Consider the following 25,574-nt stretch of genomic DNA (forward strand, 5'->3'; position numbering starts at 1 on the left):
CTGGCGGTCGACCGGGCCGGGTGCGGCACCGGCCACCGGCCCGGCCGCCCGTCGCCGGTTCGCCGGTGCCGCGGCGGCGTCAGAGCGCGAGCAGGACGGCGAGCAGCCGGTCGACCTCCTCCGGGGTGTTGTAGACGTGCAGGCTGACCCGCACCGAGCTGTCCGCCTCCCCGGCCCGGGCCTGGCAGTGCCCGTCCGCACGCACCATCAGGCCGTGGCTGGCGAGGACGAAGCCGAGGTCGTTGGAGCCGATCGCGCGGTGGCGGAAGGTGACGATGCCTTCGCGCCGCTGGACGGCGGAGTCGGCGGCGAGGCTGAGCTGGCAGCCGAGGACCTGGTACGACGCGGACCGGCGCAGCCCGTCGGTGAGCCGGGCGGCGAGTGCGGTGTTCCATCGGCGGATGCGGTCCGTCCCGGCGGCGTCGAGCCAGTCGAGGGCGGCCTCCAGGCCGGCGATCCCGCAGGTGTTGGGGGTGCCCGCCCAGCCGCCGGGCCGGAACCGCGGGCCCCGGGTGTTGCGGGCCCAGACCGCGCCGGTGCCGGGCAGGGCCATCGCCTTGTGCCCGGAGAAGACCACGAAGTCGACGTCGAGGGCGCCGACGTCCACCGGCAGGTGGCCGACGCTCTGCGCCGCGTCCAGGCAGATCGGCACGTCCGGGCCGACCGCGGCGCGGATGCGGTGGACGTTCATGTCGGCGCCGTACACGTGGTGCACGTGGGTGGCGGCGACGAAGGCGGTGCGCGGGGTGACGAGGCGGGCCAGCGCGGCCGGGTCGTAGTCGTGCGAGGCCGGGTCGTACGGCAGTTCGCGCACGGTGACGCGCACGCCGCGGTCCGCGAGCAGGTCGCGGGCCTCCAGCCAGGGCAGCAGGTTCGCCTGGTGGTCGGCGAACGGGACGACGATCTCGTCGCCGTCCCGCAGGTGCCCGGGCAGCCAGTCCCGGGCCACCGTGCGCAGGCCCTCGGTGGCGCCGCTGGTGAAGTGGACGCCGGAGCGCTCCAGCGGCGCCGGGTCGCCGAGGAACCGGGCGACCCGGGCGCGGGTGCGCTCGACCAGGGCGGTGGTGGCGTTGGCCCAGGTGTACGTCCCGCGCCCGGCGTTGGCGTTGGCGGTGGTCAGGTAGCGCAGGACGGCGTCGAGTACGGCCTGCGGCTTCTGCGAAGTGGCCGCGCTGTCCAGGTAGGCCTGGCCCGGGCTGTTCGCGACGATGGGGAACTGGGCCCGCAACTCCCGGTGCCAGGGGAGGAGTTCGTTGAGCTCGCCGCAGTCTTCGAGGGTGGTGGCCATGGTTGCCTCCGCTCAGTCCCGGACCAGGGGCGCGCCGGCGTCGCGCCAACCGATGATGCCGCCGGCGAGGCTGCGCGCGTCCTGGTGGCCCATCCGGGTGAGCAGCGCCGCGTACCGGACGGACTTCTCGCCGACCGGGCAGGCCAGCAGGACGGGCTGCCGGGGGCCGAACGGCAGGCCGCCGTGCAGGAGTTCGTCGAAGAGCTCGTCGACGATGTTGATCGAGCCCTCGATGTGCAGGGCCGCGTAGGCGAAGGGGCCGCGCAGGTCGACGACCAGCGGGCGCTCCTCGGCGATCCACTTGCGGGCGGCGTCGACGTCCACGGACCTGGCGGCGGCCAGGTCGGCCGGGGTGAGCGAGCCGAGGGAGTTGGGGCGGGCGGGCTGGTTGAACAGCTCGGGCCGGCGCTGGCGGAGGTAGCCGAGGTAGCTCTCCACCCGGTCGCAGACGATGAAGACGGCGGTCCTGCGGTCGGCGGAGTCGGCCAGCCCGGCGTCCACGGTGCGCAGGTGGCGCAGCGCGCCGTGGAAGGCGCCGCCGCCGGTGGGGCCGGCGAGCAGGCCGCAGCGGCGGATCAGGGTGAGCATGCCGTCGATGGCCTGGTCGGCGGTCACCGACTGGAGGGTGTCGTAGGTGCCGGGGTCGAACAGGCCGACCTCGTGGACCTCGTCGATGGTGCGGATGCCGGGGATGAAGTCGGACTTGTCGGCGACCAGGCCGACCACCTCGACGGCCGGGTCGTGGGCGCGCAGCACCGCGGCCACGCCGGTGGAGGAGCCGGCGGTGCCGACGCAGGCGATGAAGTGGTCGGGGGCGCGGCCGTCGAGGTCGCGGACGATCTCCGGCCCGGTGCCGGTGACGTGCGCCTCGACGTTGAGCGGGCTGAAGTACTGGTCGGTGTGGAGGTAGCCGGAGTCCGCCGCGGAGAGCATCCGGTGGATGCGGGTGAGCGGGTCGTCGGTGTCGGTCGGGTCCAGGCACTCGGTGCGGCCGGGCAGTTCCTCGATCTCGGCGCCGAGCAGCAGGAGCAGGTCCTTGACCTCGGGGACCTTCATCCGGTTGGTGACGCTCTTGAACGGCAGTCCGTGCATGCCGGCGATCAGGGCGAGGGCCTTGGCGGTGTTGCCGCTGGAGAGCTCGACGACGGTGTCGCCGCGTTCGACGGCGGCGGGCAGCGCGTCGCGGGTCATGTTCCAGGCGGCGCGGTCCTTGACCGAGCCGAACGGGTTGAGCAGTTCCAGCTTGGCGTACAGGTCGATGTGCCGCAGGCCGGTCACCGCCGGGTCGATCCGGACCAGCGGGGTGTCGCCGATCGCGTCCGTGATGCTGTCGTACCTCATGCCTGTCGCTCCCCCTGTGGTTCGGCGGTCCCCGTCCCGTCGACGGGCCAGTACTGCTCGTCGAGGCGCCAGTGCCAGGCGCCGTCCTGGCGGAAGGCGGCGACCTTGCGGGCGGCGGGCTGCTGGATGGCCCGGCCGGCGGTGAAGTCCATGAGGTAGCCGGCGGTGTTGGCGAAGGCGAGCAGGTCGCCGGGGGCGGGGAGGCGGGGCAGGAAGACCTTCCGGCGGGTGATCAGGTCGGACTCCAGGCAGAGGTTGCCGAGCAGGTAGGCGCCGACCGGCTCTCCCGGCGGGGTGGAGGGGGCGCCGGGCCGGGGGAGGAGCACCGGGTCCATCAGCACCCCGTGCTCCTCCAGGCCGACGTCCCGGGCGTTCATCCCCAGCCGCAGCAGGACGTCGCCGTCCGGGGTGGGCCGGACCTCCAGGACGCGGGCGAGCGTCGCCCCGCACTGGTCGACCAGCGCCCGGCCGGGCTCCACGGCCAGGTCGTACAGGTTCTCCAGCAGCAGGGTGGCGAGCGGGCGCCCGAGCGAGGGCGCCCGGGTGGACAGCAGTTCGTCCAGGTACGTCTCGGCGGCCGTGGCGCGGTGCGCCGGGTACAGGGTGAGCGCGCCGCGCAGGGTGCCGTGCTCGCCGCGCAGCCCGTAGCCGTGCCCGTGCCAGGTGAGCGGGGGCCGGTTGCCGAGGACGGCGTTGGTGAGCTCGGTGGTGTAGCGCTCCCACTGGGCGGCGTGGGCCAGGTAGTTGACGCCGAAGCCGCCGCCGATGTCGATGGTGCGGGGCCGCAGGCCGCGGCGGTGGCACGCGTTCATCGCCCGGATGCAGCCCTCCAGGGCGACGGCCTTCTCGGGGATGCCGGTGGTGTCCAGGTGGTAGGCGAGGCCGGTGAGGTCGACGGCGTCCCGGTGGCGTTCGACGGCGTCGAGCAGGTCGTCGAGTCCGGCGGCCGCGGTGCCGAAGCGGCTGGGGCGGCTCAGCACCCTGGCGCCCGGCGCCTCGAAGCCCGACAGCCGGGGCATGATGCGCACCCGGGGCAGGGTGTGCTTGCGGACGAGCTCGGCGAGTTCGTCGAGTTCGGCGCGGGAGTCGAGGCTGACGGTGACGCCGGTGCGGGCGGCGAGCCACAGGAACTCGCGGTTCTTGGGGCCGGTCGCGATGATCCGCTCGGGGGTGCAGCCGGCGCCGAGGGCGTGCTGGAGTTCGGCGAGCGAGGCGACGTCCAGGCCGGCCTCGGTGGCGGCGAGGCGGCGCACGATCGCGCGGGAGCGGTTCGCCTTGTGGGCGTAGTGGATCGGGCCGCTGAGGTGGTGCTTGCGGTAGACGGCGCGGAAGCGGGCCAGGTTGTCCGCGAGTTGTTCGGGCAGGAGCACGTTGAGCGGCGACCCGAGGGCGTCGACCAGCGGGTGCAGGAAGTCGCCTGCTGCGAGGAGGGACCGGAGCCGGGGCTCCAGCCGTGGTTCGAGGAAGAGAGGTAAGGGCCGCATTGGCGAAAACAGCTCCCCGTCATCGGAAGTCGGCAGGTCGGGCGCCGGGTGCGGGACTCACCGCGCGGGGCGTCGGACACCGAGGCAAACGGTAACTGTTTTCATCTTTTCGCAACAGGACTTTCTGTCACGCGATCGCAAAGTCTGTGCCAATGTGGAGAGTTGGGCTCCGGATGGCGGGATCAGCGCAGCGCCACCAGCACCGCGCTGGTGCCGTACTGCCACACCGGGCCGGCCTGCCGGAAGCCCGCCCGCAGCAGCAGCTCGGCGTGCCGGGCGGCGGACAGGCCGTTCCCGTCGCCGTCGCACGGCGGCACCTGGCGGGCCCGCGCCGCCAGCAGCTCGGCGAACTCGGGGATGCGGGCGGCGGCGGCCCACCACTGCGACCAGTCCTCGGCGGTGCCGGCGCCCCGCCGCTGCGAGCGGCGCCGCTCGACCGCCCGGGCGAGCTCCGCGAGCGGCGGCTCCTCGGGGACGAGGTGGTCGGCGTTGACCAGGACGGCTCCCGGCCGCATCACCTCCGCGAGGTCGCGGTAGATCCCGAGCAGCGTCCGCGGCGGCGGGTAGTGCAGCGCGGTGGACGACACCACGGCGTCCAGCGGGCGGTCCAGGCCGAGCGCGTCGAGCCAGCCGGGGCGGCCGATCAGGGTCTCGACCCAGCGGGCGACCCGGGGTGCCGGGCCCGGCCGAGGGCGAGCAGCAGCGGGTCGATGTCCACGGCCAGCACCTCGGCCTCCGGCAGCCGCGCGGCGATCCGGGCCGACAGCGATCCGGGCCCGCTGCCGAGGTCCGCGACGAGCGGCCGCGGCCGGTGGCCGGCGACCTGCTCGACCACGTCGGCGACCACGGTGAAGCGCTCCTCGCGCTCCACCGCGTACCGCTCCTGCTGGCGCTCCCAGCGCTCGATCCAGGTCTCGGCCAGGGCCGCATCGACCGGCATGTCCACTCCCGCCGTGCTTGCGCGCATTCGAGGGCTCCGCTCGGTGCCAGTGTTTGTCATGTTCACCCTGTCCGCAATGCTCGGCGGGCGGGGAGGCGCGGATGAGCGCGAGTGAAACGATATCCGTTTTCATGTGGAGGCGCACGCCACCCGATGGACGGGCCGCCCGACCGGCTACCCCGCGGCGGGCGGGGCGACGGGCGCGGGGGCGGGGCCGGCCGCGACGGCCACGGAGAGGACGACCGGCAGCTCCTTGTCCTCCTGGCCGACCGCGAGGCCCAGCCAGCGCCCGCCGCCCGGCAGCGGCCACACGTGCAGGACGGTGGCCCGGCCGCTCAGCAGGCCGATCGGCTCGGGCGCCTCCCGGCCCGGCTGCTCCCCGTCGAAGCTCGCCACCAGGTACGACCACAGGTCGACGGTGAACGGCTCGCCCCAGCGAGCCGTCAGGGCCCGCGCGAGGGCGTCGAAGTGGCCCGCCGCCTCCTCGTCCGCCCGCTGCAGCGCCTCGCCGTCCTCGTCGTCCCAGAACTCGCCGCTGACGTACAGGTCCTGGACCCACCAGCCCGGACCGCCGTACCCCGTGGCGTCGCCGGTCTCCGCCGCCGGGTACGGCCGGGCCAGCAGGTCGTCGAGTGCCGCGAGGTGCGCGGCCGGATCGTCGGTCATGGGGGCCACCGTACGGCCCGGATCGGACAGGCGGTCTCGACGGGGGCGGGGGCGTGGGCCATCCTCGTTCCCGGCTGATGCCGTACCAACCCGACCCCGTACGAAGGAGCCGTTGTGGACGACCAGTTGGCGCACCCCGCGGGATGCCCGCGACTCGTGCTGGACCCGACCGGGCGCAACCGGGACGCCGAGAGCGCCGAGCTGTTCGCGCGGGGGCCGGCGACGCCCGTGGACATCCTCGGGGTGCACGCCTGGGCGGTGGCCGACCCGGAGCTGCTGGAGGAGCTGACCAAGGACCCGCGGGTGTCCAAGGACGGCCTCCAGCACTGGCCGGGATTCGAGGAGGCCCTGCGCACCTGGCCGCTGGCGCTGTGGGTCAACGCGCGCAACATGTTCACCGCGCACGGCGCCGAGCACCGGCGGCTGCGCCGGCTCGTCGGGTCCGCGTTCTCCACCCGCCAGGTCAACGCCCTCGGCGAGCGGATCGAGGAGCTGACCGCCGCCCTGCTCGACGGGATCGCGGCCACCCCGCCCGGCACGGCGGTGGACCTGCGCGAGCACCTGGCCTACCCGCTGCCCATCCAGGTGATCGGCCAACTGCTCGGCCTGCCCGAGGAGTTGCGCGACCAGTTCCGCTACTACGTCGACCGGGTCTTCTCCACCGTGCTGAGCCCCGAGGAGGCCGCCGCCAACGCGGCGGCGTTCTACGCGATGCTGGACGAACTGATCGCGCTGAAGCGCGAGCGGCCCGGCGAGGACATGACCTCGCTGCTGATCGCCGCCCGCGACACCGAGGGCGACGGCAGCGCCCTCACCGAGGAGGAGCTGCGGGACACCCTGCTGCTGATCGTCTCGGCCGGCTACGAGACCACCGTCAACCTGATCGACAACGCCGTCGCGCTGCTGCTCACCCACCCCGAGCAGCTCGACCTCGTCCGGACGGGCAAGGCGGGTTGGGACGACGTCGTCGAGGAGGCGCTGCGCCGGGACGCGCCGGTGGCGCACCTGCCGCTGCGCTACGCGGTGGAGGACGTCGAGCTGCCCGGCGGGCTGACGATCCGCCGGGGCGAGGCCATCCTGGCCTCCTACGCCGCCGCCGGGCGGCACCCGGTGCGCTACGGCGAGGACGGCGGCGTCTTCGACGTCACCCGGCCGGTCAAGGACCACCTCGCCTTCGGGCACGGCCCGCACTTCTGCCTCGGCGCGCCGCTGGCCCGCCTGGAGGCGCGTACGGCGCTGCGCGCGCTGTTCGAGCGCTTCCCGCGCCTGGCCCTGCTGCCCGGCGTGGAGCTGGAGCCGGTCGACTCGCTGATCTCCAACGGGCACCGCACGCTGCCGGTGCTGCTCGACGGCGGCCCGGCGGCCGAGTAGCGGCGAGGGGCCCCGCACCCCCCGCGTCCGGTGCGGGGCCCCGCCGCCTTCAGCTGGTGTAGTCCGCGTTGATCTTCACGTAGCCCTCGGTGAGGTCGCAGCCGTAGACGGTGAACGCGCCCTCGGCGAGGCCCAGGTCGATCCGGATGACCACCTCCTCGCCGCCCAGGTACCGGGCGGCCTCGGCGAGCAGGGCGGGGCTCGGCTCCTCCGGGTACATCGGGAGGTCGCCGTACCCGATGCGGACGGCGGCCGGATCGAGGTCGGCGTCGTCCTGGACCTTGCCGATGGCCATGGCGATGCGCCCCCAGTTCGGGTCGCAGCCGTGGACGGACGTCTTGACCAGCGGGGAGTTGACCACCGCCTTGCCGACCCGCTTGGCCTGGGCGGCGTCGCGGGCGCCCGTCACCCGGACCTCGATCAGCTTCGAGGCGCCCTCGCCGTCCGAGGCGATGTCGCGCACGAGCCGCAGCGCGCAGTCGTCCAGGGCCTGCTCGAAGGCGGCCGGGTCGACGGCGCCGGCCAGGCCGTTGGCGAAGATCGCGGCGGTGTCGCTGGTGGACGTGTCGGTGTCGATGCTCAGCGCGTTGAACGTCCGGTCCATCACGCGGCGGAACAGCGCGTCGAGTTCGTCGGCGGGCAGGTCCGCGTCGGTGAAGAAGAACGTCAGCAGGGTGGCCATGTCGGGCTCGATCATGCCGACGCCCTTGGCGATGCCGACGAGCACGGCGTCGCCGCAGCGCACGTGGACCTGCTTGGGGCGGGTGTCCGTGGTCATGATGGCCCTGGCGGCGGCGGTGAAGTCGGCCTCGGGGAACGGCCGGGCCAGGGCGTCGAGCCCGGCGCGGATGCTCGCCATCGGGTACGGGCGGCCGATCACGCCGGTGGAGGCGAGGACGAGTTCGTCCGGCTCGATCCCGGCGATCGCGGCGACCCGGCGGCGGACCTCGGCGGCGTTCTCGGCGCCGGTGCGGCCGGTGGCGACGTTGGCGTTGCGGGCGAGGACGGCCATGCCCCGGCTGCGCCGGAGCGGGGCGCTCTCGCGGCCGAGCAACACGCTGGGGCCGGCGAAGCGGGAGCGGGTGAAGACGGCGGCCGAGCGGCAGGGGGCCTCGGAGACGACGGCGGCGAAGTCGTCGCCGGCGTCCTTGAGACCGAGGTTCGCGGTGACGGAGCGGAAGCCCTGCGGGACCACGGGGTGCATGGCCGATCCTTCCTAGGGGTGGATAGAGTTGCAGAGCATTGAATACATTGCCAATCGACGAGGGGTAAACTCCGTTTCCCGTGGGCCCGGTGACTGCATGACTATGCAGAAGAGCCGGGGGCGGTCCCGTGACCGCCCCCGGCTCGGGGCCCCCTGCCGTGCTGCGGGGCGCTACGGCCTCGCGGCGGGGTCAGCCGGTCGGGCCGAGGCGCGACCAGTTGTCGGAGGGGTCGTCGGTGCTCGGGGTGCCGCGGCCGTCGGCGCCCTTGGTCCACCACCTCGCCTTCCAGTAGTAGCCGTTGTACGACACCACGCTGCGGGTGACGCCGCTCGGGTCACCGGCGACGACGGCGGTGCCGGGGGCGACGCCGCTGTTCTTCGGCTCGGCGACGAAGCCCGCGTACGAGCGCATCGTGAACGCGGCGCCGTCCTTCGGCGGGCCGCCGGTGAAAGCCTTGCCGTCGGCGTCGAGCAGCTGCCACCACTGGCCGTTGCTCCCGTCGCAGTCGCGCACCGAGAGACTGGCCAACTGCTGGTCGGCGCCCAGGCACTGGTCGTGCCCGGCGGTCGAGCTCTTGATCCGGAACCAGCCGGGGCCGCCCTCCTCGACCACGTTCCAGAGCTGGTTCGCGTTGCCGTTCTGCGAATCCACCAGGTGGGCGGTGTTCCAGTCGCCCGGGTGGTCGATCACGTTGGCGCTGACCGTGTCCTGGACCTTCCAGAGGTCACCGGTCTTCCACAGCGCGAACGGCGCCATCGCCGGGTTGTAGGTACGGGCCGCGTCCCACGGCTCGGCCTGGCAGCCCGAGGCGCTGGTGGCGCCCAGGGCGGCCGGGGTGGTGCCCTTGCGGGCGTCCTGCGCGAGCCCGTACTCGGTGCCGTTCACCTTGATCTTGAAGTTCGCCGGGCCGGTGATCGGCAGGTAGTACTTGATCCCGATGTCCCGGACCTTCCCGGCCGGCAGGTCCTCGCAGTACCCGAGCCTGATCGTCACCCGGTGGAAGTCCGCCTTCAGCCCGCCCGCGTTCGGGCCGCTGCGGCCGGGCGCCACCGCACCGGTCATCTCGTGCCAGCCCTCGTCCTTGAGCAGCGGGGGCGTGGAGGTCGGGATGTCGAAGGAGATCTCGGTGCCGGCCGGCAGGGTCTGGCCGGTGTTGTTGGTGATCCGCAGCTTCGGCTGCATCGGCCACAGCTGCTTGTTGTCGGACGGGTAGTCGGCCAGCTCCACCTTGACGTCCAGGGTCTGCTGCGGCAGCGCCTGGTCGCTGCGCACCGCGCCCGGCGCGCCGGAGCCGCGCAGGGTCCGGTCGATGAGCGTGGTCATGTCGTAGCCCATGCCCCACTCGCCGTTGGCGCGCTTGGTGTAGTCCCCGCCGAGCTCCCAGATCATCGCGCCGCCGATCCCGTTGTCGGCGATGTACTGGGCCTTGGCCTTGATCGACTGGTCGTCCTCGGTGGAGATGAACACCTTCTTGGCGTCGTTCCACAGCCAGGTCGACTGGGTGGCCGGGTCGAAGTTCCGCTCGTAGCCGGTGGGCTGCTGAGCCGGGTTCAGCTTGTAGTCCGGCAGGTAGCCGGGCCGGATGCCGTCCTGCAGGTTCTTGGCGTGCCACAGCGGGTTGGACCCGGCGCCGACCTCGTTGCCCATGACGTCGGAGTCGTGCCACAGGTTGTCGATGCCGACCGCGCCGTTGCCGCACTTCTGCGCCGTCCCGGTGCCGGGCTGGCACTTGGACTGGTCGCCCTCGGCCGTCCCCCACAGGCCCTTGGTGCCGCCGGTGACGCCCTGCCAGCCGCGGGTGTAGAACGGCACGCCGATGTTGATCCGGCCGGCCTGCAGCGCGCCCCGGTAGTAGTGGTACGCCCAGTCGGTGTTGAAGTAGCCGGTCTTCTGGTAGTCCTTCGTGTTCGGGTCGGTGTCGTTGTAGATCCCGGCCGCAGCCAGCTCGTTGTCCTGGCCGCTGTCGTACAGCGGCGCCTGCGGGCCGACGTAGCTGTTCCACGAGCCGTGCATGTCGTAGGACATCACGTTGACGAAGTCCTGGTACTGCAGCGCCTGCTGGTTCTCCTCGCCGCGCACCAGGTAGCCGGAGGAGGAGGCCGCCGAGGTGAGCAGGAAGTAGCGGCCGCCGGCCGAGCCGGACTGGTCGAGCTTGGCGCGCAGCGTCTTCATCAGCGCCACGTACCCGGCCTGCAGGCCGGCCCGGCGCGGGTTGGCGACGCCCTGGTCGTTCGGGTTGCCGGCGCCCTGGAGCGAGGCCGGGTACTCGTAGTCGATGTCGACGCCGTCGAAGCCGTACTGGTTGAGGAAGGCGACGACCGAGTCCGCGAAGGTGTTGATGCCGCCCTGGTTGACGCTGCCGTCGGCGTTGGTCGCCATGCTGTAGAAGCCCTGGGTCTGGGCCCAGCCGCCGACCGAGATCAGGGTCTTCACCTGCGGGTGCATCCGCTTGTAGCGGGTCAGCAGGTTGAAGTGGCCCTGGTAGGGCAGCGACGGGTCCATCTCGGCGCCCGCCACGCCCGGCCAGGTCATCTTCGTGGCCTCGTCACCGACGGTGATCCTGTTGTCCGAACCGACCGAGGCGAAGGCGTAGTTGACGTGGCTGACCTTCGACCACGGGATGTTCTTGACCAGGTAGCGGGACTCGCCGTTGGCGCCGGTGCGCCAGCCGGAGAAGTACCCGATCACGCGCTTGTCCCGGCCGCCCAGCCACTCCCGGCCGTTGCCGTCGTACACGTCGCAGTAGCGGGCGCCCGGGCTGGGCGCCATGCCGTCCGGCCGGCAGTCGCCGGAGGCGGCGGGCTTGGCCGTACGGTCGTCCGGGGTGCTGTCGTACGGGTCGCCGGCGTCGGTGGGGGAGCCCACCGGGGACTCGCCGCAGTCGACCTGGACGGCGCGCGAGCCGTCGTTGGCGTCGGTGACCGCCAGGCACTTCTGGGTGGCCTGGTTGCGCAGCCACGTCCCGGCGCGGACCCACTTCTGGTTCGGGTTCGGGCCGCAGCCCCACTGCTGCACGGTGCCCTTGGGGACGTCGACGTCCAGGCACTTGCCGCTGTTGGCGTTGACCACGCGGGACTGGTCGTCCAGGGTCCACTGCTGGTTCCGGCTGCCGCCGCAGCCCCACTGCTGCACCTTGGCGGCGTCGCCCTGGCCGTTGTCGGCACCCAGGTCGACGTCGAGGCACTTGTTGGTCACCATGCTGCGGATCTCGCCGGGGCCGATGCTCCAGTCCCGGTTGTCCTTGCTGCGCCCTCCGGTCTCGCCGCTGGTGGGGGTGAGCGTGACGGACGTGTTGTGGCCGATGATCTGCGAGATCAGCTCGCCGCCCGGGTAGTCCATCATCAGGACGCCGGTGCGCCCGCCGGTGTCGCCGTTCTTGAAGTAGTCCCAGGCCCAGTGGTTGACGCCCCAGGTGCCCCCGGCGCCGCCGGCGACGGCGTTCGGGTAGGCGCCGGCGCTGGCGCCGGACAGGTAGTTGACGTAGAGGGCGGTGTTGTCGGTGTCCGCGCGGGTCTTGGTCAGATGGGCGAGGACCTTGTCCCACTTGGGCTTGATGTCGGCGACGGTGGGGATGTCGTAGTCGTTCTGGACCCGGGCGTCGACCGAGGCCGTGTTCAGGCCCCACTCGTACAGACCGCCGTGCGGGCCGCGGAAGGAGTTCAGCACGATCCGGCCCCGGACCTGGCCGAGCAGCGGGGTGTCCGCCGACTGGCCGCGGGTGACCGAGGGCGCCCAGAAGTACTGCTTGTAGCGGTCGACGTACTTCTGGAACTCGTCGCCCATCAGCTGCTGCGTCTCGGCGCTCGACAGCTCCGTCTTCTGCGGCAGGCGCGGGCCGCAGGGGCGGTGCGCGCCGACGATCCCGCAGTCGTCCGGGAGGTCCGGCCACACGGTCTTGTAGACGGTGTTCTCGGTCTTGAGGTTGAGCAGCACGGTCTCGGTGGGGTGGGCGTCGAGCCACTTGGTCAGCGGGTCGAGGACGCCGAAGCCGAGTGCCGCGTGCTGGCCCATGATGCCGTGCCACAGCCAGAGCTTGTCGTCCGCGCTGTCGCCGTCCGGGTCGACCCGGATGTCGATGGCGCGGATGCCGGCGTTCAACTGGTCGACCAGGGAGGTCTGCTGGTCGGTGTCCCACTCCTGGGTGGTGACGGCGTCACCGCCGTAGTGGGACATCGTCTCGTGCGAGCCGGGGATCGACAGCGACCCGAGCGGGGCGGAGTCGTCGACGTTGTTCATCCACATCGGGTTCGACGTGGTCTGCAGGCTCTCGTAGTACGGCCAGCCGTAGGAGTTGTTCGCGGCCCTGTTGGGGGTGTTGTGCCAGTGGGCGATCCGGTCGTCGCCCGGGCCCAGCGACATGCACCCGAACGACTGCGGCCCGGAGGGCGGTGAACTGGGGTCGGCGATGTCGCGGGCGACGTCGTCGAGGCATTTCTGCTGAGCCCGCTGCCCCATCGAGTTCGGGTGGATGGCTTCCTGCATGGAGCCCCAGTTCGCCTTCTCCTCCCCGGGCTTGAACGGGATCCACCGGACCCATTCGGCGTCGCGTTCCCGGAGGGGGTTCGCCGCCGAGTTGTCCTTGCTGGCCTGACTGTCGTTGGTGTTGCACAACTCGTGCCCCACGAAGAGCCTGCTGAGGTCCAGGAACGTGGCCCGTTGGTCCTCCGCTGCCCTCTGAAGCACCCCGGACAGACCGCTGACGACCGAGTTCCGCGCCCAGTCGATGTCCTTGTTCCTGAACGGGCAGCGACCACTGGTCCAGCGGCTGAGGGTCGTCTCGTAGTACCGCATCTGGCCCGAGGGCGGCAGGACGTTGGGGTAGGACTGGAGAACGAGCTGGTACGAGTCCGGAGCGTAGTTGTGGCTGGACTCCATGGCCTTCCTGATCGCGGCCAGCGCGTTCTCGACCTTGAACTGGGCCTGCGCGATGTCGGTGCGGAAGCGCTTGTTGGTGTCGCCGTCTTCCTGGCTGCAGTACGCGCCGCCGACCGCCGCCCAGGATTTGGCGCAGGCCTGGATGATGTCGGAGAAGTGGATGTCGTTCCCACCGATCGACACCACGATCATCGCGATCCGTCGGCTCTTGTCCGCGGCGATCGCGGCCAGCTGATCGGCCTGCGACACGGGCTCCTTCCAACTCGGGTCCGCCGAGATGATGTTGTCCGTGGTCGCGCCGGAGCAGGCCAGGTTGATCCGTTCCGGATCAGTGCCGTGCGGGCCCCGGACGCCGTTGATCTCCGCCGTCCTGGAACGGTCGCACCTGTTCCCCCCGGGGTCGTAGGAGGTGTCGACGGTGCTGCCGTCCGGCCGGGGGATGTTCTTGTAGACGGCGGTGGAGTTGTCCGTTCCCCACGCGCCCACGTCGTCCGTGAACGCGTTGCCGGCCCAGCGGCCGCCCTCGCCGGAGATGAAGCTGTCGCCCATGGAGATCACCACGGGACGGGCGTCCGCGTTCGGGTCGGCGGCGGCGAGCTGCGCGGGCGCCGCCACGGTCTGGACGGCCGCGGCGAGCAGGGCCGTCGACAGCAGGGTGGCCAGGGTGCGGCGCAGGCCGGGCGGTCTGCGGCGTGATCGTGGTGGTGGTGGTGCGGAGTTGAACACCGGCGTCCCCCTTGTTCGGCGGCTCCCGTTCGGAGCCGGTCGGGGCGCATCGCACCGCAGGGGCGTGTACGGGGCGTAGACGTGGCGTCAACGGCGGCGTTGACGGGGGCGGGGGCGGGGGTGGGAACGACGTGGACGAAGCGTCATTCATGTGACGGCAAGTCAGCGATTATTCGCAGGTGTCATGATCTTCGGAGGGCGCCCCCGGACCGCGGCGCCCCGGACCGAGTGAACCCGGAACGGGGGCGCGCCCGTGGAACCGGGAGGGCCCCCCTCGGATCCACTCCGGTCTTCGGGTTTTATTCAGGGAGAACCATGCAGGACACCGTGCTCGCCGACCGTTACCGGCTGGTGGATTGGCTGGGCGGCGGGTCGATGGGCGACGTGTGGCTCGCCGAGGACGAGGTCCTGGGCCGCCGGGTGGCCGTCAAGGTGGTCAAGCCGGCGCTGTTGGACGAGTCCGGCTTCGCCGAGCGCTTCCACGCCGAGGCCCGCGTCATGGCGCAGCTGCGCCACCCCGGCATCGTCGGCGTGTACGACTACGGGCACAGCGCCGCGGACGGGCGGTCCTCGGTCGGCTACCTGGTGATGGAGCTGATCGACGGGGAACCGCTCAGCGCCGTGCTGGAGCGGCGCGGCACCCTGCCGGTGGCCGAGGCGCTGCGGATGGCGCTCCAGGTGCTGGAGGCGCTGCAGGCCGCGCACCGCTCCGGCGTCGTCCACCGGGACATCAAGCCGGCCAACCTGATGGTCCGCGGCGACCAGGCGGGCGCGGGCCGGACGGTGATCGCGGACTTCGGCATCGCCCGCCCCGGCTGCGACGCCCGGCTGACCGTCCCGGGCATGGTGCTCGGCACGGCCGCCTACCAGGCGCCGGAACAGGCCTCCAGCGGGACGGTCACCGCCTCGGCGGACCTGTACGCGCTCGGCGTCGTCCTCTACGAGTGCCTGGCCGGCCGGCTGCCGTTCGACGGGGAGACCGCGCTGGAGGTGATCCTCAAGCACCTGACCGAGCCCGTGCCGCCGCTGCCCGAGGGCGTGCCGGCGCCGGTGGGGGCGCTGGTCGCGCGGGCGATGGCCAAGGAGCCCGGCGAGCGCTGGCCGGACGCGGCGACGATGGCCGCGGCGGTCCGGGCGGCGCTCGCGCCCGGCGCGGAGGGTTTCGGTGCGGCGAGCTTCGGCGCGGCGAGCGTCGGAGGCGGGCTGGCGTCGACGGCCCCGGACCGGCCCCGGACGCCCGCCCGGCACGCCCGGCGGCCCGGGTACCGGGTGCGCACGCTGGCCGGGGTGACGGCACTGACGCTGCTCTGCGTGGGCGGCGCCGCCGGCGCGACGGTGATCCGGACGGACCGGGACGGCGTCTCGGACGCCGCCGCCGTCGCCCGGCCCTCGGCCGACCTCCTGGCGCCGCCCCTCACCGCGTCGGCGGCGGCCGACCACCCGCTCGCCGGGCAGCCGTCCGCTCCGGCGCCGACGGCGGCGCCGACGGCCGGGGCGGGGGAGAGCCCCACGCCGTCGCCCGAGCCCGTCCCGTCCGGCACCGCGCCCGACCGTCCCGACGCGTCGCCCCAGGCCCCCGCCGCGCCGCTGCCGCCCCCGGCCACCGGGGTCGGCCCGGCACCGGCCCCCGCGCCGAGCTCGGCCGCGCCCGCCCAGCCCACGCCCCGGGAGCAGCCCTCGCCCACGGCCACCGCGACGGCGACGCAGCCCGCGACGCCCACCGCGAAGCCGAAGCCGCAGCCGCCCGCGCAGGCGAAGATCACCAGCCTCGGCGCCGCGCTGGACAACTACTACTCCAAGGACGTGGACGGCAACGGGATCAACACCTACATCGTCAACGGCTCGGAAGCGCAGAACTGGCGGCTGGAGAAGGTCTCCGAGGGCAACTACTACCTGCGCAACGGCTCCACCAACTACCAGCGGGTGCTGGACCTGGACGTGAAGACCGGGAAGGTGCAGATCTGGGCGAACCCGCCGGGCGCGGACAACCAGATCTGGTCCCTGGTGCCGGTCACCGACGGCGCCTACCAGATCGTGAACCACGCCACCAAGGAGTGCCTGACCTCCGCCGGGGTCGGCTACTGGGCCAGCGTGGCGACCTGCACGCCGGGTCGGGAGGGCCAGGTGTGGACGTTCTCCTGACCGTCCGTCCGGTCCGCGCGGCCCGCCCGGCCCGCCGGGGCGCCTGAACGGCCGTCAGGCCGGCAGCCAGGACGGCCACTGCCGGCGGGGCGGGTCGGCGGGCCGGCCGGGGGCGATCAGGGCGCGCAGCCGGTCGGCCTCGGGGGAGCCGATGGCGGCCAGGATGTCGTAGGCCTCCGACCGGCAAGCCCGGGCCGCGTCCAGGTCGGCCTGCGGGCCGGCCTCCGAGTCGGCCGCCGGGTCGGATGTGGGGCCCGCCGCCGGGCCCGCCGCCGGGCCGGACGCCGGGCCTGCCGCCGGGCCGGACGCCGGGTCCTGCGGGCCGACCTGGACGCGGCCCGTGCCACGGTCGGCAAGCGCGTCGCCGAGGGCCGCCAGGGCCAGCCCGCGGCCGCGGCGGTCGCCGTCGAGGGTCAGCACCTCGACCGCCCGCCCGGCCGCCTCCACCGCCTCGTCCGCGCGGCCGACCGCGCGCAGCGACTCGGTGAGCCGCAGCAGCGCGCGGCCCGTGCGGCGCCGGTCGTCCGGCCGTAGCAGGGCGAGGGCGGCGCGGTGGTGGCGCAGGGCCGGCTCGAACTCGCCGCGGTCGTGGGCGATGGTGCCCAGGGAGTCGAGGGCGAGCGCCTGGAGCTCGCGGTCGGCGAGCTGGTGGCAGATCAGCAGGGACTGGTCGACCACCCGGACCGCCGCGTCGAACCGGCCGAGCTCGGTGAACGCCCGGGCCAGGTTGAGCAGTTCGGCGGCCACCGAGCGCCGGTCGCCGAGCCGCTCCCAGACCGCGATCGCCGCCGTGAGGCCGTCCACCGCGTCGCCCGGCCGGCCGACCTGGACGAACAGGGCGGCGAGCGAGGCGTGGGCCAGGGCGAGCAGCGGCCCGGGCAGGTGGTGGACGGTGCACAGGTCGCGGGCCCGGAGCAGTTCGCCGAGGGCCGCGGGCTCGGAGCCGACCTCGGTCAGCAGCCGTCCGAGCACCAGTCGGGCCCGGACCTCGGCCGTCCGGTCGCCCTGCCGCAGGGCGGCCTGGAGCAGCACCTTGGCGGCGTGCCCGAGCGGCCGGGTGGCCTGGCCGGTCTCGCACAACAGGTCGCAGGCGAGCAGGAGTTCGGCCACCAGGTCGAGCCGGCCGGGCTCGGGGAGCGCGGCGTACTGGCCGACCAGGGCGGCGATGCCAGGGAACTCGGCGCGGCCCCGGGCCACCGCGCGGGCGTCCGGGGCGTGGGGCGCCCCGGTGCCGGGCAGAGCCGCGCGGGTGGCGGCCGGGCCGAGGGCCGCGACGGTCTCGGCGTGGAGGCGGACGGCCAGGCGGGTGAGCACGGCGGCCGGGCGGTCGGCGTCCGTCGCCCGCTCGCCGTCCGTCGCCCGCTCGCCGTCCGGCGCCTGCTCGCCGTCCGTCGCCCGCTCGCCGTCCGGCGCCTGCTCGCCGTCCGGCGCCCGCTCGCCGCCCGGCGCCCGCTCGCCGCCCGGCGCGAGCCGCTGGGCGAAGGCGCGCAGCAGGTCGTGGTAGCGGTAGCGGTCCGGCGGCACGGTCTCCAGCATCGAGCAGTCCACCAGCGACTCGGCCAGCTCCTCGGCCTCGTCCTCGGGCAGGCCCAGCACCGCGGCGACCCCGCCCGGCGACAGGTCGGGCACCTCCGGCACCGCCAACAGCCGGAAGGCGCGGGCCTGTTCGGGTGCCAGCTGGTCGTAGCCGAAGCGGAACGCCGACTCGACGGCGAGGTCCCCGGTGCGCAGCACGTCCAGCCGGCGGCGGTTCTCGGACAGCTTGTCGAGCAGCCGGGCCAGCGTCCAGCCCGGCCGGCAGGCGAGCCGGGCGGCGAGGATGCGCACGGCCAGCGGGAGGTGGCCGCAGAGCCGGACGAGCTCCCCGGCGGTGTCCGCCTCGGCGGTCAGCCGCTGCTCGCCGACCACCCGGCCGAGCAGGTCGAGGGCCTCCTCGGGGGCGAAGGCGGGCAGTTCGACGACGTGCGCGTTGGGCAGCGAGCCGAGCCTGGCCCGGCTGGTGACCAGCACGGCGCAGCCGGGCCGGCCGGGCAGCAGCGGCCGGATCTGCTCGGCGTCCCGGGCGTTGTCGAGGACGACCAGCACGCGCCGGCCGGAGAGCAGCGACCGGAACTGCGCGGAGCGTTCGGCGAGCCCGGGGCCCAGCCCGTCCACCGGCACGCCGAGGGAGCGCAGGAAGGCGCCCAGCGCCTCCTCGGGCCGGGTCGGGCGGCCGTCGACGCCGTGCAGGTCGGCGTAGAGCTGGCCGTCCGGGAAGTCCGCGGCGAGCCCGTGCGCGACGTGCACGGCCAGGGCCGTCTTGCCGACGCCGCCCAGGCCCGACACCGTCGCCACCGGCACGGCGCCGGGCGCGAGCAGGGCGGCCCGCAGCTCGGCGGTCTGCGCCTCGCGGCCCGTGAAGTCGGCGAGGTCGGCCGGGACCTGGGTCGGCCGCACCGGCGCCTTGTACGGCGGACGGTTCGCGGCCGCGCCCGGCCGGGCCGGCGCGGACGCCAGCAGGGCGGCGTCGGCGGCCAGGATCCGGCGCTGCAGCTCCCGCAGCCCCGGCCCGGCGGCGACGCCGAGCTCGGCCCGCAGCCGCCCGTCCGTGGTGCGGTACACGCCCAGCGCCTCGGCCTGCCGGCCGGTCCGGTACAGGGCGAGCATCAGCAGCTCGGCGAACCGCTCCCGCAGCGGGAACTCGGCGGCGACGGCCGTCAGTTCGGCGACGGCCTCACCGGACGGGCCGGCCTCGACCTCGGCCTCCAGGCAGGCCTCCAGGACGGTCACCCGGCGCTCGGCCCACTCGCCGCGCTGCCGCTCGGCGTACGGGCCGGGCAGCCCGGACATCGGCTCGCCCTGCCACAGGGCCAGCGCCGAGCGGAGCACGGCGGCGGCCTGGGCGTGCTCCCCGGCCGCGCCCAACTCCCGGGCCTCGCCCAGCAGTTCCTCGCCTCGGTGGGTGTCCAGTTCGCCGGGGTCGACGGTCAGCAGGTAGCCGCCGCCGAGCGAGGTGAGCGCGTCCGGCCCGAGGATGCGGCGCAGGCGGTGGACGTAGGTGCGGATCACCGCGGTCGCCTTGGCGGGCGGCTCCTCGCCCCACAGGTCGTCCACGAGCTGACCGGCCGACACCGGGTGGTTGGCCCTCAGCAGCAGCGACAGCAGCAGGCTCCGCTGCTGCGGCGACCCGAGCACCAGCTCCCCGCCGTCCCGCCACCCCCGCACCGGCCCCAGCACCGCGAACCGCAATCCACCCACCGGCCGTCCCCCTCCGTCCGCAAACCAACCGCCCGGCGCATGATACCGAGCGCATCGCCGCTGGTCAGGCCGTCCGACAGGCTGCTCCCGGCGGACCGGGCGGGAGCCGGCCGCCCGGCGGCGACCGCAACGCCGCGACCTGCGGCGGTACGGCGGCGCGGCGGGTCGCCGAGGCCCGGGGGTGCGACGCGTCGGGAGAAGCTCCTGCTCGCCTCGACACCGTCTTCCGGGGGCACCTGAACTCGTGCGACCGACCGGGGCAGCGGGCGTCGACAGGTCACCGCTCGCGTCCGTTCGGTGTGAGGTGGAGGAGAGGGAGGTGGGTGGTGATTTCAGCTTCAGCGCGCCAGTGAGAAAGGTCCGCGGCGCAGGGATTCGGTGGGGTCGTGGTGAGGAAGCCGTTGGTGTAGTCAATGGCGTTCGGTGCGAAGACTTCTCCTTCGAAAGTCAGCCAGTAGGTGATGAGCCCCATGGCGGCGACCTTGTTCAGGGCGTCGCTGCGGATGGCGTCGGCGCACTCCGGAGTCTCCAGAATGCTGGGTAGGTCATCAACCTCCAGCGGGCCGCTGGTGCAGAAACCGAGGGCCATCGGCCAGACGGCGCATGCCGCGATGAGTTCGGCGGCTGTGGCGAGGTCGGTGGACAGTCCGAGGCGGACGAAGTCGCTTTGGCTGGAGGCGGCCATTGCACAGACGTTGGTGATGATCCGGTCCGTGTCGGCGGCGCGGCCGGCCAGGTGGACCCGGTGCCGGCTGTTTCGACGTAGTCGCGTGTAGGAGGTCTGGACCAGTGAATGCAGGGCCTGGTGCGACGAATCTCTCGTGTCCGGCGCGTTGGGGGCAAGGAAGCGGTCGCGCAGCGGGGTGTCGGAGCGCAGCCTGCGGGCCAGGCGGGTGGTGAAGTTGTGGCGTCCGTCGAGCCAGCTGTACAGGCCGTTGTTGGTCACCATGGTGGCGTACCACATGTTGCCGCTGGCCAGGCATGCTGCCATGCGGCTCTTGATGCGTAACGCGGCCGCGCGCAGGGAGGCACTGTCGAGGCGGACGATGGAGTTGTCGTACTCTCCGCAGTCGGCTTCTTGAATGACGTCCATGAAAGCGTTCATGTACGTCCCGTCCGCCAGGGCGGTGATCTTTGCGGGAGTCGGTGCGAACTGACGGCCTGCCATGTACGACACGCCGTTGATGGCAGCGGCATAGAGGTCGACGGCGCCTAGTCGGGCGGTTTCGCTAAGCATCGCAGTTCCGCCGGTGAGGGGAATTTTCTGGTGAGTGCTGCAGGAGTTGAAGAGGCGATTGGTGGCCTCCGTGAGCTTGTTGACAACCAAATTCGCACACTGGTAGGAAATGATTCCTGGGTCGAGCCCCGAGGCCTGGAGCGTTGCCGATTCCCGTGCGTATGTCGCGTAGTTGTGGCCACCCTCGCTGTCGACCTCCTCATCGAAGATACTCAGTGCTCCGGCCCGCATGTAGCCCTCGTGGTACCCGATGCCCGCGCAGATCATCCCTACGCGCCAGCCGATGAGAGAGTTCGCGGTTGATTCGGCGGCGGTTCTCAGATCGACTTCGCCGCGCAGGACCGAGTAATAGGCGGGTACGGCCACTGGTCGTTTGCGGTCGCCCTCGCTGATGGGTAGGACGTCGGCCATGTGGGCGCGGTATTCCGCGCCACCGCACGCGGCGAGGGTTTTTCCGACGTTCAACAGGAGTGCGATGTCAAGAAAGGTGCGAAGTGGTGCGGAGTCGAGCATCTCCAGATCGGTGAGTGCGACGGTGTGGTTCGCCCGGTGCTGGACAACGGCAAGGTGGCACTCGCTGCACAGGTGATCGACGGGGAGGGCGAGGTGTCCCGCGATGTTTCGGTAGGCGGTTGCGGCGCATCCCGAAGCGCCCGGCGGTGGCGTGGTGCCGTGCAGAGGCGGTGGATCGGCGCAGGCGCCGGCGGCTTCGCTTGGAGTGCTGGTGTTGTAGAGGTGCAACTGCCACAGGAGCTCGCGCAGCCGGGAGTGGGGCTCGGGGTCGAGCATCATTTGGACTCGCATCGCGGACGTCCCCCTGTAGTGATGACTGTGCCGCCCCACTGACTACCCGTCGCACTGATCCAGAACGCAAGCGCTCATCGAGGAACTGCTTCTGGCCTCTTTGGGGCTGCACCTGGCCGCATCGCTCCCCTCGCGATGTGCGGAACGCGTCGGGAGAAGTTGACATGTCGGGGAACTTCGACGCATTGTGGGGGCATGGCGGATGTCGATGTCTTCAGCGCGCTGGCCAATCCCGTGCGGCGCAAGCTGTTGGAGAGTCTCCAGGGCGGGCCGCGGGCCGCGGGGGAGCTGGCCGGTGACTTCGAGCTCAGCAGGCCTGCGGTCTCGGAGCACCTGGCGGTGCTCAAGAGTGCCCGGCTGGTGCGGGAGGAGCCGCGTGGGCGGCATCGGTACTACCACCTGGAGCCCGGCCCGCTCGCCGAGGTCGAGGAGTGGCTCCATCCGTTTGAGCGGTACTGGCGGGCGCGGATGCGTTCGCTGCGCGCGCTCCTGGACGAGGAGGAGAGTTCATGACCGAGAAGGCCGCGATCCACTGCGACGAGTTCCTGCCGTACCCGCCCGCGCGGGTCTGGGAGGCGTTGACCGACCCGGAGCTGCACGCGCGGTGGTGGGCCGCCGGGGACGTGAAGGCCGTGGTCGGCCACTGGTTCACGCTCGACATGGGGCCGTGGGGGCAGCAGCCCTGCGAGGTGATCGAGGTCGAGCCCGAGCGGCTGCTGGCGTACAGCTTCGCCGCGGGCTCGCTCGACACCACCGTGACCTGGCGGCTGGTGCCCGAGGGGCACGGCACCCGGCTGCTGCTGGAGCACACCGGCTTCGACCTGGACACCCCGATGGGCCGTCAGGCGCACCAGGGGATGGGGCAGGGCTGGCCGGCCGTGCTGCGCCGGATCGTGCCCGCCCTCGCGGAGTGACGGCGCGGGGCGTCGGGGGCGCGGTCACTGCGCGGGGACGAGCGCGTCCCCTTCCAGCAGGAAGCGGGCTGCCTCGCCCGGCTGCTCCGGCTGCCAGCCGGCGGCGAGGCCGGACCGGACCAGGTCCGCGGTCAGGGCCGGGGTGACGGGCTCCAGTTGGTACTCCGCGGCGAGCCGCTCGGGCGGGACGGAGAGCAGGAAGCCGTAGTGCAGCCACGGGTCGTCGAACCGGCAGGTGACGGCCAGCACCCGGCCCGGGCGGCCGGGGCGGTCGAGCCAGATGCGCACCGTCACGTGGCCGAGGTCGTGGCGGCGGGCCGCCCAGCGGTAGTCGCGGCCGTCGACGTGGATGCGGCGCGGGGCCCTCGGTGCCATGCGAGGACGGTAGCCCGGCCGGGTGTCGGTCCGCTCGGCCTTTTCCCTGGCGGTGTGGTCAGACCCGTTCCATCGGGCGGTGCGGCTCGGCCGGCAGCTCCACGCGGATCGGGTCGCCCGGGCGGACCACGCCGCCGCGGCGCACCACGCTCATGATCCCGGCCTTGCGTACGACCGCACCGGTCTCCTCGTCCCGGTGGAGGACCTCCTTGAGCAGGCCGGGCTGGAAGGCGTTGATCTGCGGGCAGGGGTTGCGCAGGCCGGTCACCTCGACGACGGCCTCCTCGCCCAGGTGCAGCAGGGTGCCGGTGGGGAGGGCGAGCAGGTCGATGCCGCTGGTGAGGACGTTCTCGCCCAGGTCGCCGGGCCGGACGGGGAAGCCCTTGGCGTCGAGCTCGGCGAACAGCTCCCGGTGGATCAGGTGCACCTGGCGCAGGTTGGGCACGGTCGGGTCCTTGGCGACCCGGGAGCGGTGCTTGACGGTCACCCCCGCGTGCACGTCCCCCTCGACGCCGAGGCCGGCGAGCAGGGTGATGCTCTCGCAGGTCGGTTTGGTGAAGGTGTACTCGGCGCTGCGGCTGACCGAGGTGACCGTTCCGTGCATGGGGATCCTCCACAACAGGTGCGATGATCGGATGATCGCCTTTGATCGCCTCGGAGCCTACGGGAGTTCGGTGCAGCGCCCCGCCCGGGGCGCGGTGGCGCGATCCGTGGGGTGCCCGTCGTTGACGCCGTTCGCGCAGGTCAGGCAGCCTGCTGTCATGCGTCGGGTGGTGTTCGTGGTGTTCGAGGGGTTTCAGGCGGTCGACCTGGTGGGCCCGCATGCGGTGTTCCACTACGCCCAGCAGGCGGCCGGCGGCTACGACTGCCGGGTGGTGGCGCCGCAGGCCGGCCCGGTCCGCTCCTCCAGCGGCCTGCCGATGCTGGCCGAGCACGGCATCGGCGACCTCGCCCCCGAAGGGCTGGACACCCTCGTCGTGGTCGGCGGCGCGGGCGTGGCCGAGGCGCGCCGCGACCCCGGGCTCGTCGCCTGGATCGCCGCCGCGGCGGCCGGTGCCCGGCGGGTCGCCTCGGTGTGCAGCGGCGCGCTCCTGCTCGCCGCCACCGGGGCCCTCGCCGGGCGGCGGGTCACCACGCACTGGGCCAGGGCGCGGCAACTCGCCGAGGAGCACCCCGAGTTGACGGTCGACTGCGACCCGATCTTCCTCCGGGACGGCCGGGTGTGGACCTCGGCCGGGGTCAGCGCCGGCATGGACCTCGCGCTCGCCCTGGTCGAGGACGACCACGGCCCGGAGCTCGCGCTCGCCGCCGCGCGCGAGATGGTGCTGTACCTGCGGCGCCCGGGCAACCAGTCGCAGTTCAGCGTGCCGCTGTGGTCGGCGCAGCCGGCCAGCGACCCGGTGCGCACCGCCGTCCGGGCCGTCCAGGACGAGCCCGGCGCCCGGCACACCGTCGCCTCCCTGGCCGACCGGGCCGGCCTCAGCCCGCGTCACCTGCAACGCCGCTTCACCGCCGAACTCGGCATGGGGCCAGCCGCCTACGTCGAGCGCGTCCGGGTGGAGGCGGCCCGGCGGGCGCTCACCGAGGCCGACGAGCCGGTCGCCGCCCTCGCCCGCCGCCTCGGCTTCGGCACCGCCGAGACCCTGCGGCGCACCTTCCACCGCCGCGTCGGCATCGCCCCCGGCGAGTACCGCGAGCGCTTCGGCGCGGCGAACACCCGTACAGATCTGGAGGATTGACGTGGAAACGCAGCACCTGGTCACGGTGGTCACGGGCGGCAGCCGCGGGATCGGCGCGGCGATCTGCCGGCGCCTCGCCGCGGAGGGGCACGACATCGCGCTCGGCTACCACTCCGACGCCGAGGCGGCCGAGTCGGTCGCCGAGTCGGTCCGGCAGTCCGGCCGCAGGTGCGTCACCGTCCGCGCGGACACCGCCGAGGAGACGGACGTCGACGGCCTCTTCGACCGCGCCGCCGAACTCGGGCCGGTCACCGGTCTGGTGAACAACGCCGGGACGGGCGGCCCGGTCGGCCCGCTGGCGGACGCGGACCCGGCCGGCATCCGCCGGGCGCTCGACGTCAACGTCCTCGGCTACCTACTGTGCGCCCGGCGCGCCGTCCGGGAGATGGCCGGCAGCGGCGGCGGCGCGATCGTCAACATCTCCTCGGCCGCCGCCACGCTCGGCAGCCCGGGGCAGTACGTCCACTACGCCGCCGCCAAGGCCGCCGTGGACGCGCTGACGGTGGGCCTGTCCAAGGAGGTCGCCGCCCAGGGCATCCGGGTCAACTGCGTCGCCCCCGGCACCATTTGGACGGACTTCCACCAGGACCCGGAGCGCCCCCGCAAGGTCGCCTCCGCCATCCCGATGGGCCGCGCCGGGCAGCCCGAGGAGATCGCCGCAGCCGTCTCCTGGCTGCTCTCCGCCGACGCCTCGTACGCGACGGGGGCGATCCTCCGGGTGGCCGGGGGGATGTAGGCCGCCGAGCGGTGCCGGCTACGCGCCCGCCGGGCGGGTGAAGGCGTGGGCGCGCTCGACCCTGGCGACGTGCAGCGCGTACGAGGCGTACCACTGCTCGCGGCCGTCCGCGCGGGCCAGGGTGTGCTCGGCGTCCTCGCGCCAGGCGGCGATCGACTCCTCGTCGCGCCAGTAGGACACGGTGATCCCGAGGCCGTCCGCGCCGCGGGCGGAGTCGATCCCGAGGAACCCCGGCCGGGCGGTGGCCAGTTCCATCATCCGCTCGTTGCGGGCCGCGTAGCCGTGGTCGCCCTCCGTCCGGACGGCGGTGAACACCACGGCGTAGTAGGGCGGTTCGGGCAGCGAGGCGGGACAGGCGGGCGAGGCGGGCGACGGGGGAGAGGCGGGCGCGGCGTCGGTCACGAAGGTCCTCCGGCGGGCTGGCGGGCTGGCGGGCAGTACCTCCCCGAACGATCCCGCGCGCCCGCCCGTCCTGACAACCCCGCCTCCGGAGC

19 protein-coding genes are annotated in these 25,574 nt (G+C 73.4%); 6 read left to right on the forward strand and 13 right to left on the reverse strand.

Going from position 1 to position 25,574, the window contains the following annotated elements; translation table 11 throughout:
- Positions 1 to 79: 79 nt before the first annotated feature.
- From AB2U05_RS31450 to AB2U05_RS31475, 6 genes are all read right to left on the reverse strand, one after another.
- Positions 80 to 1,288, reverse strand: a complete 1,209-nt coding sequence (locus tag AB2U05_RS31450) for an aminotransferase class V-fold PLP-dependent enzyme (RefSeq protein WP_045709008.1) — start codon at positions 1,286 to 1,288, stop codon at positions 80 to 82.
- 12 nt (positions 1,289 to 1,300) lie between these two features.
- Entirely contained in the window at positions 1,301 to 2,629 is a 1,329-nt protein-coding gene (locus tag AB2U05_RS31455) for a pyridoxal-phosphate dependent enzyme (RefSeq protein ID WP_369184992.1), read from the reverse strand.
- Positions 2,626 to 4,113, reverse strand: a complete 1,488-nt coding sequence (locus tag AB2U05_RS31460) for a Y4yA family PLP-dependent enzyme (protein ID WP_369184993.1) — start codon at positions 4,111 to 4,113, stop codon at positions 2,626 to 2,628. The genes AB2U05_RS31455 and AB2U05_RS31460 overlap by 4 nt, the downstream gene beginning before the upstream one ends.
- Before the next feature lie 182 nt (positions 4,114 to 4,295).
- On the reverse strand, positions 4,296 to 4,703 hold the full coding sequence (locus AB2U05_RS31465) for a hypothetical protein (RefSeq protein ID WP_369184994.1): 408 nt from the start codon (positions 4,701 to 4,703) through the stop codon (positions 4,296 to 4,298).
- Between the two features lie 53 nt (positions 4,704 to 4,756).
- Positions 4,757 to 5,053, reverse strand: a complete 297-nt coding sequence (locus AB2U05_RS31470) for a trans-aconitate 2-methyltransferase (protein ID WP_369184995.1) — start codon at positions 5,051 to 5,053, stop codon at positions 4,757 to 4,759.
- Positions 5,054 to 5,227: 174 nt separating this feature from the next.
- Positions 5,228 to 5,719 (reverse strand): hypothetical protein, encoded by a 492-nt coding sequence (locus tag AB2U05_RS31475; RefSeq protein ID WP_369184996.1) that lies wholly within the window; start codon positions 5,717 to 5,719, stop codon positions 5,228 to 5,230.
- A 114-nt stretch (positions 5,720 to 5,833) separates the two neighbouring features.
- Between AB2U05_RS31475 and AB2U05_RS31480 the strand changes: the two genes are divergently transcribed.
- On the forward strand, positions 5,834 to 7,090 hold the full coding sequence (locus tag AB2U05_RS31480; RefSeq protein WP_244178555.1) for a cytochrome P450: 1,257 nt from the start codon (positions 5,834 to 5,836) through the stop codon (positions 7,088 to 7,090).
- Between the two features lie 49 nt (positions 7,091 to 7,139).
- Here AB2U05_RS31480 and argJ read toward each other — a convergent pair whose 3' ends face one another.
- Both argJ and AB2U05_RS31490 read right to left on the reverse strand, forming a co-directional pair.
- Positions 7,140 to 8,294, reverse strand: coding sequence for a bifunctional glutamate N-acetyltransferase/amino-acid acetyltransferase ArgJ (argJ, locus tag AB2U05_RS31485; protein ID WP_369184997.1), 1,155 nt, complete (start codon positions 8,292 to 8,294; stop codon positions 7,140 to 7,142).
- A 190-nt stretch (positions 8,295 to 8,484) separates the two neighbouring features.
- Complete coding sequence (locus tag AB2U05_RS31490; protein WP_369184998.1) at positions 8,485 to 13,896, reverse strand: glycosyl hydrolase family 18 protein; 5,412 nt, start codon at positions 13,894 to 13,896, stop codon at positions 8,485 to 8,487.
- Between the two features lie 315 nt (positions 13,897 to 14,211).
- Between AB2U05_RS31490 and AB2U05_RS31495 the strand changes: the two genes are divergently transcribed.
- The gene (locus tag AB2U05_RS31495; RefSeq protein WP_369184999.1) at positions 14,212 to 16,038 is read left to right on the forward strand and encodes a serine/threonine protein kinase; all 1,827 of its coding nucleotides are present in this window, start codon (positions 14,212 to 14,214) and stop codon (positions 16,036 to 16,038) included.
- Between the two features lie 54 nt (positions 16,039 to 16,092).
- Here the strand turns inward: AB2U05_RS31495 and AB2U05_RS31500 are convergent, their stop codons facing one another.
- Positions 16,093 to 19,275 (reverse strand): BTAD domain-containing putative transcriptional regulator, encoded by a 3,183-nt coding sequence (locus AB2U05_RS31500; protein ID WP_369185000.1) that lies wholly within the window; start codon positions 19,273 to 19,275, stop codon positions 16,093 to 16,095.
- A gap of 277 nt (positions 19,276 to 19,552) precedes the next feature.
- Positions 19,553 to 21,304: a hypothetical protein gene (locus AB2U05_RS31505; RefSeq protein WP_369185001.1), complete on the reverse strand. Its 1,752-nt coding sequence runs from the start codon at positions 21,302 to 21,304 to the stop codon at positions 19,553 to 19,555.
- Positions 21,305 to 21,511: 207 nt separating this feature from the next.
- On the opposite strand from AB2U05_RS31505, the gene AB2U05_RS31510 reads away from it, so the two are divergent.
- Together AB2U05_RS31510 and AB2U05_RS31515 are read left to right on the forward strand one after the other, a co-directional pair.
- Entirely contained in the window at positions 21,512 to 21,829 is a 318-nt protein-coding gene (locus tag AB2U05_RS31510) for an ArsR/SmtB family transcription factor (protein WP_369185002.1), read from the forward strand.
- The gene (locus AB2U05_RS31515) at positions 21,826 to 22,230 is read left to right on the forward strand and encodes an SRPBCC domain-containing protein (protein WP_369185003.1); all 405 of its coding nucleotides are present in this window, start codon (positions 21,826 to 21,828) and stop codon (positions 22,228 to 22,230) included. The genes AB2U05_RS31510 and AB2U05_RS31515 overlap by 4 nt, the downstream gene beginning before the upstream one ends.
- Positions 22,231 to 22,254: 24 nt before the next feature.
- Here the strand turns inward: AB2U05_RS31515 and AB2U05_RS31520 are convergent, their stop codons facing one another.
- Both AB2U05_RS31520 and AB2U05_RS31525 read right to left on the reverse strand, forming a co-directional pair.
- The gene (locus AB2U05_RS31520) at positions 22,255 to 22,605 is read right to left on the reverse strand and encodes a hypothetical protein (protein ID WP_369185004.1); all 351 of its coding nucleotides are present in this window, start codon (positions 22,603 to 22,605) and stop codon (positions 22,255 to 22,257) included.
- Positions 22,606 to 22,663: 58 nt separating this feature from the next.
- Positions 22,664 to 23,209, reverse strand: coding sequence for an MOSC domain-containing protein (locus AB2U05_RS31525; protein ID WP_369185005.1), 546 nt, complete (start codon positions 23,207 to 23,209; stop codon positions 22,664 to 22,666).
- A 157-nt stretch (positions 23,210 to 23,366) separates the two neighbouring features.
- Between AB2U05_RS31525 and AB2U05_RS31530 the strand changes: the two genes are divergently transcribed.
- Positions 23,367 to 24,344 (forward strand): GlxA family transcriptional regulator, encoded by a 978-nt coding sequence (locus AB2U05_RS31530; protein WP_369185006.1) that lies wholly within the window; start codon positions 23,367 to 23,369, stop codon positions 24,342 to 24,344.
- A 1-nt stretch (position 24,345) separates the two neighbouring features.
- Positions 24,346 to 25,080 (forward strand): SDR family NAD(P)-dependent oxidoreductase, encoded by a 735-nt coding sequence (locus tag AB2U05_RS31535; RefSeq protein WP_369185007.1) that lies wholly within the window; start codon positions 24,346 to 24,348, stop codon positions 25,078 to 25,080.
- 18 nt (positions 25,081 to 25,098) lie between these two features.
- Here the strand turns inward: AB2U05_RS31535 and AB2U05_RS31540 are convergent, their stop codons facing one another.
- Entirely contained in the window at positions 25,099 to 25,482 is a 384-nt protein-coding gene (locus AB2U05_RS31540; RefSeq protein WP_369185008.1) for an antibiotic biosynthesis monooxygenase, read from the reverse strand.
- Positions 25,483 to 25,574 lie beyond the last annotated feature (92 nt).

Origin of the sequence: Streptomyces sp. Y1 (genome assembly GCF_041053115.1) — a bacterium.
Taxonomy (GTDB): Bacteria; Actinomycetota; Actinomycetes; order Streptomycetales; family Streptomycetaceae; genus Kitasatospora; species Kitasatospora rubellomurina.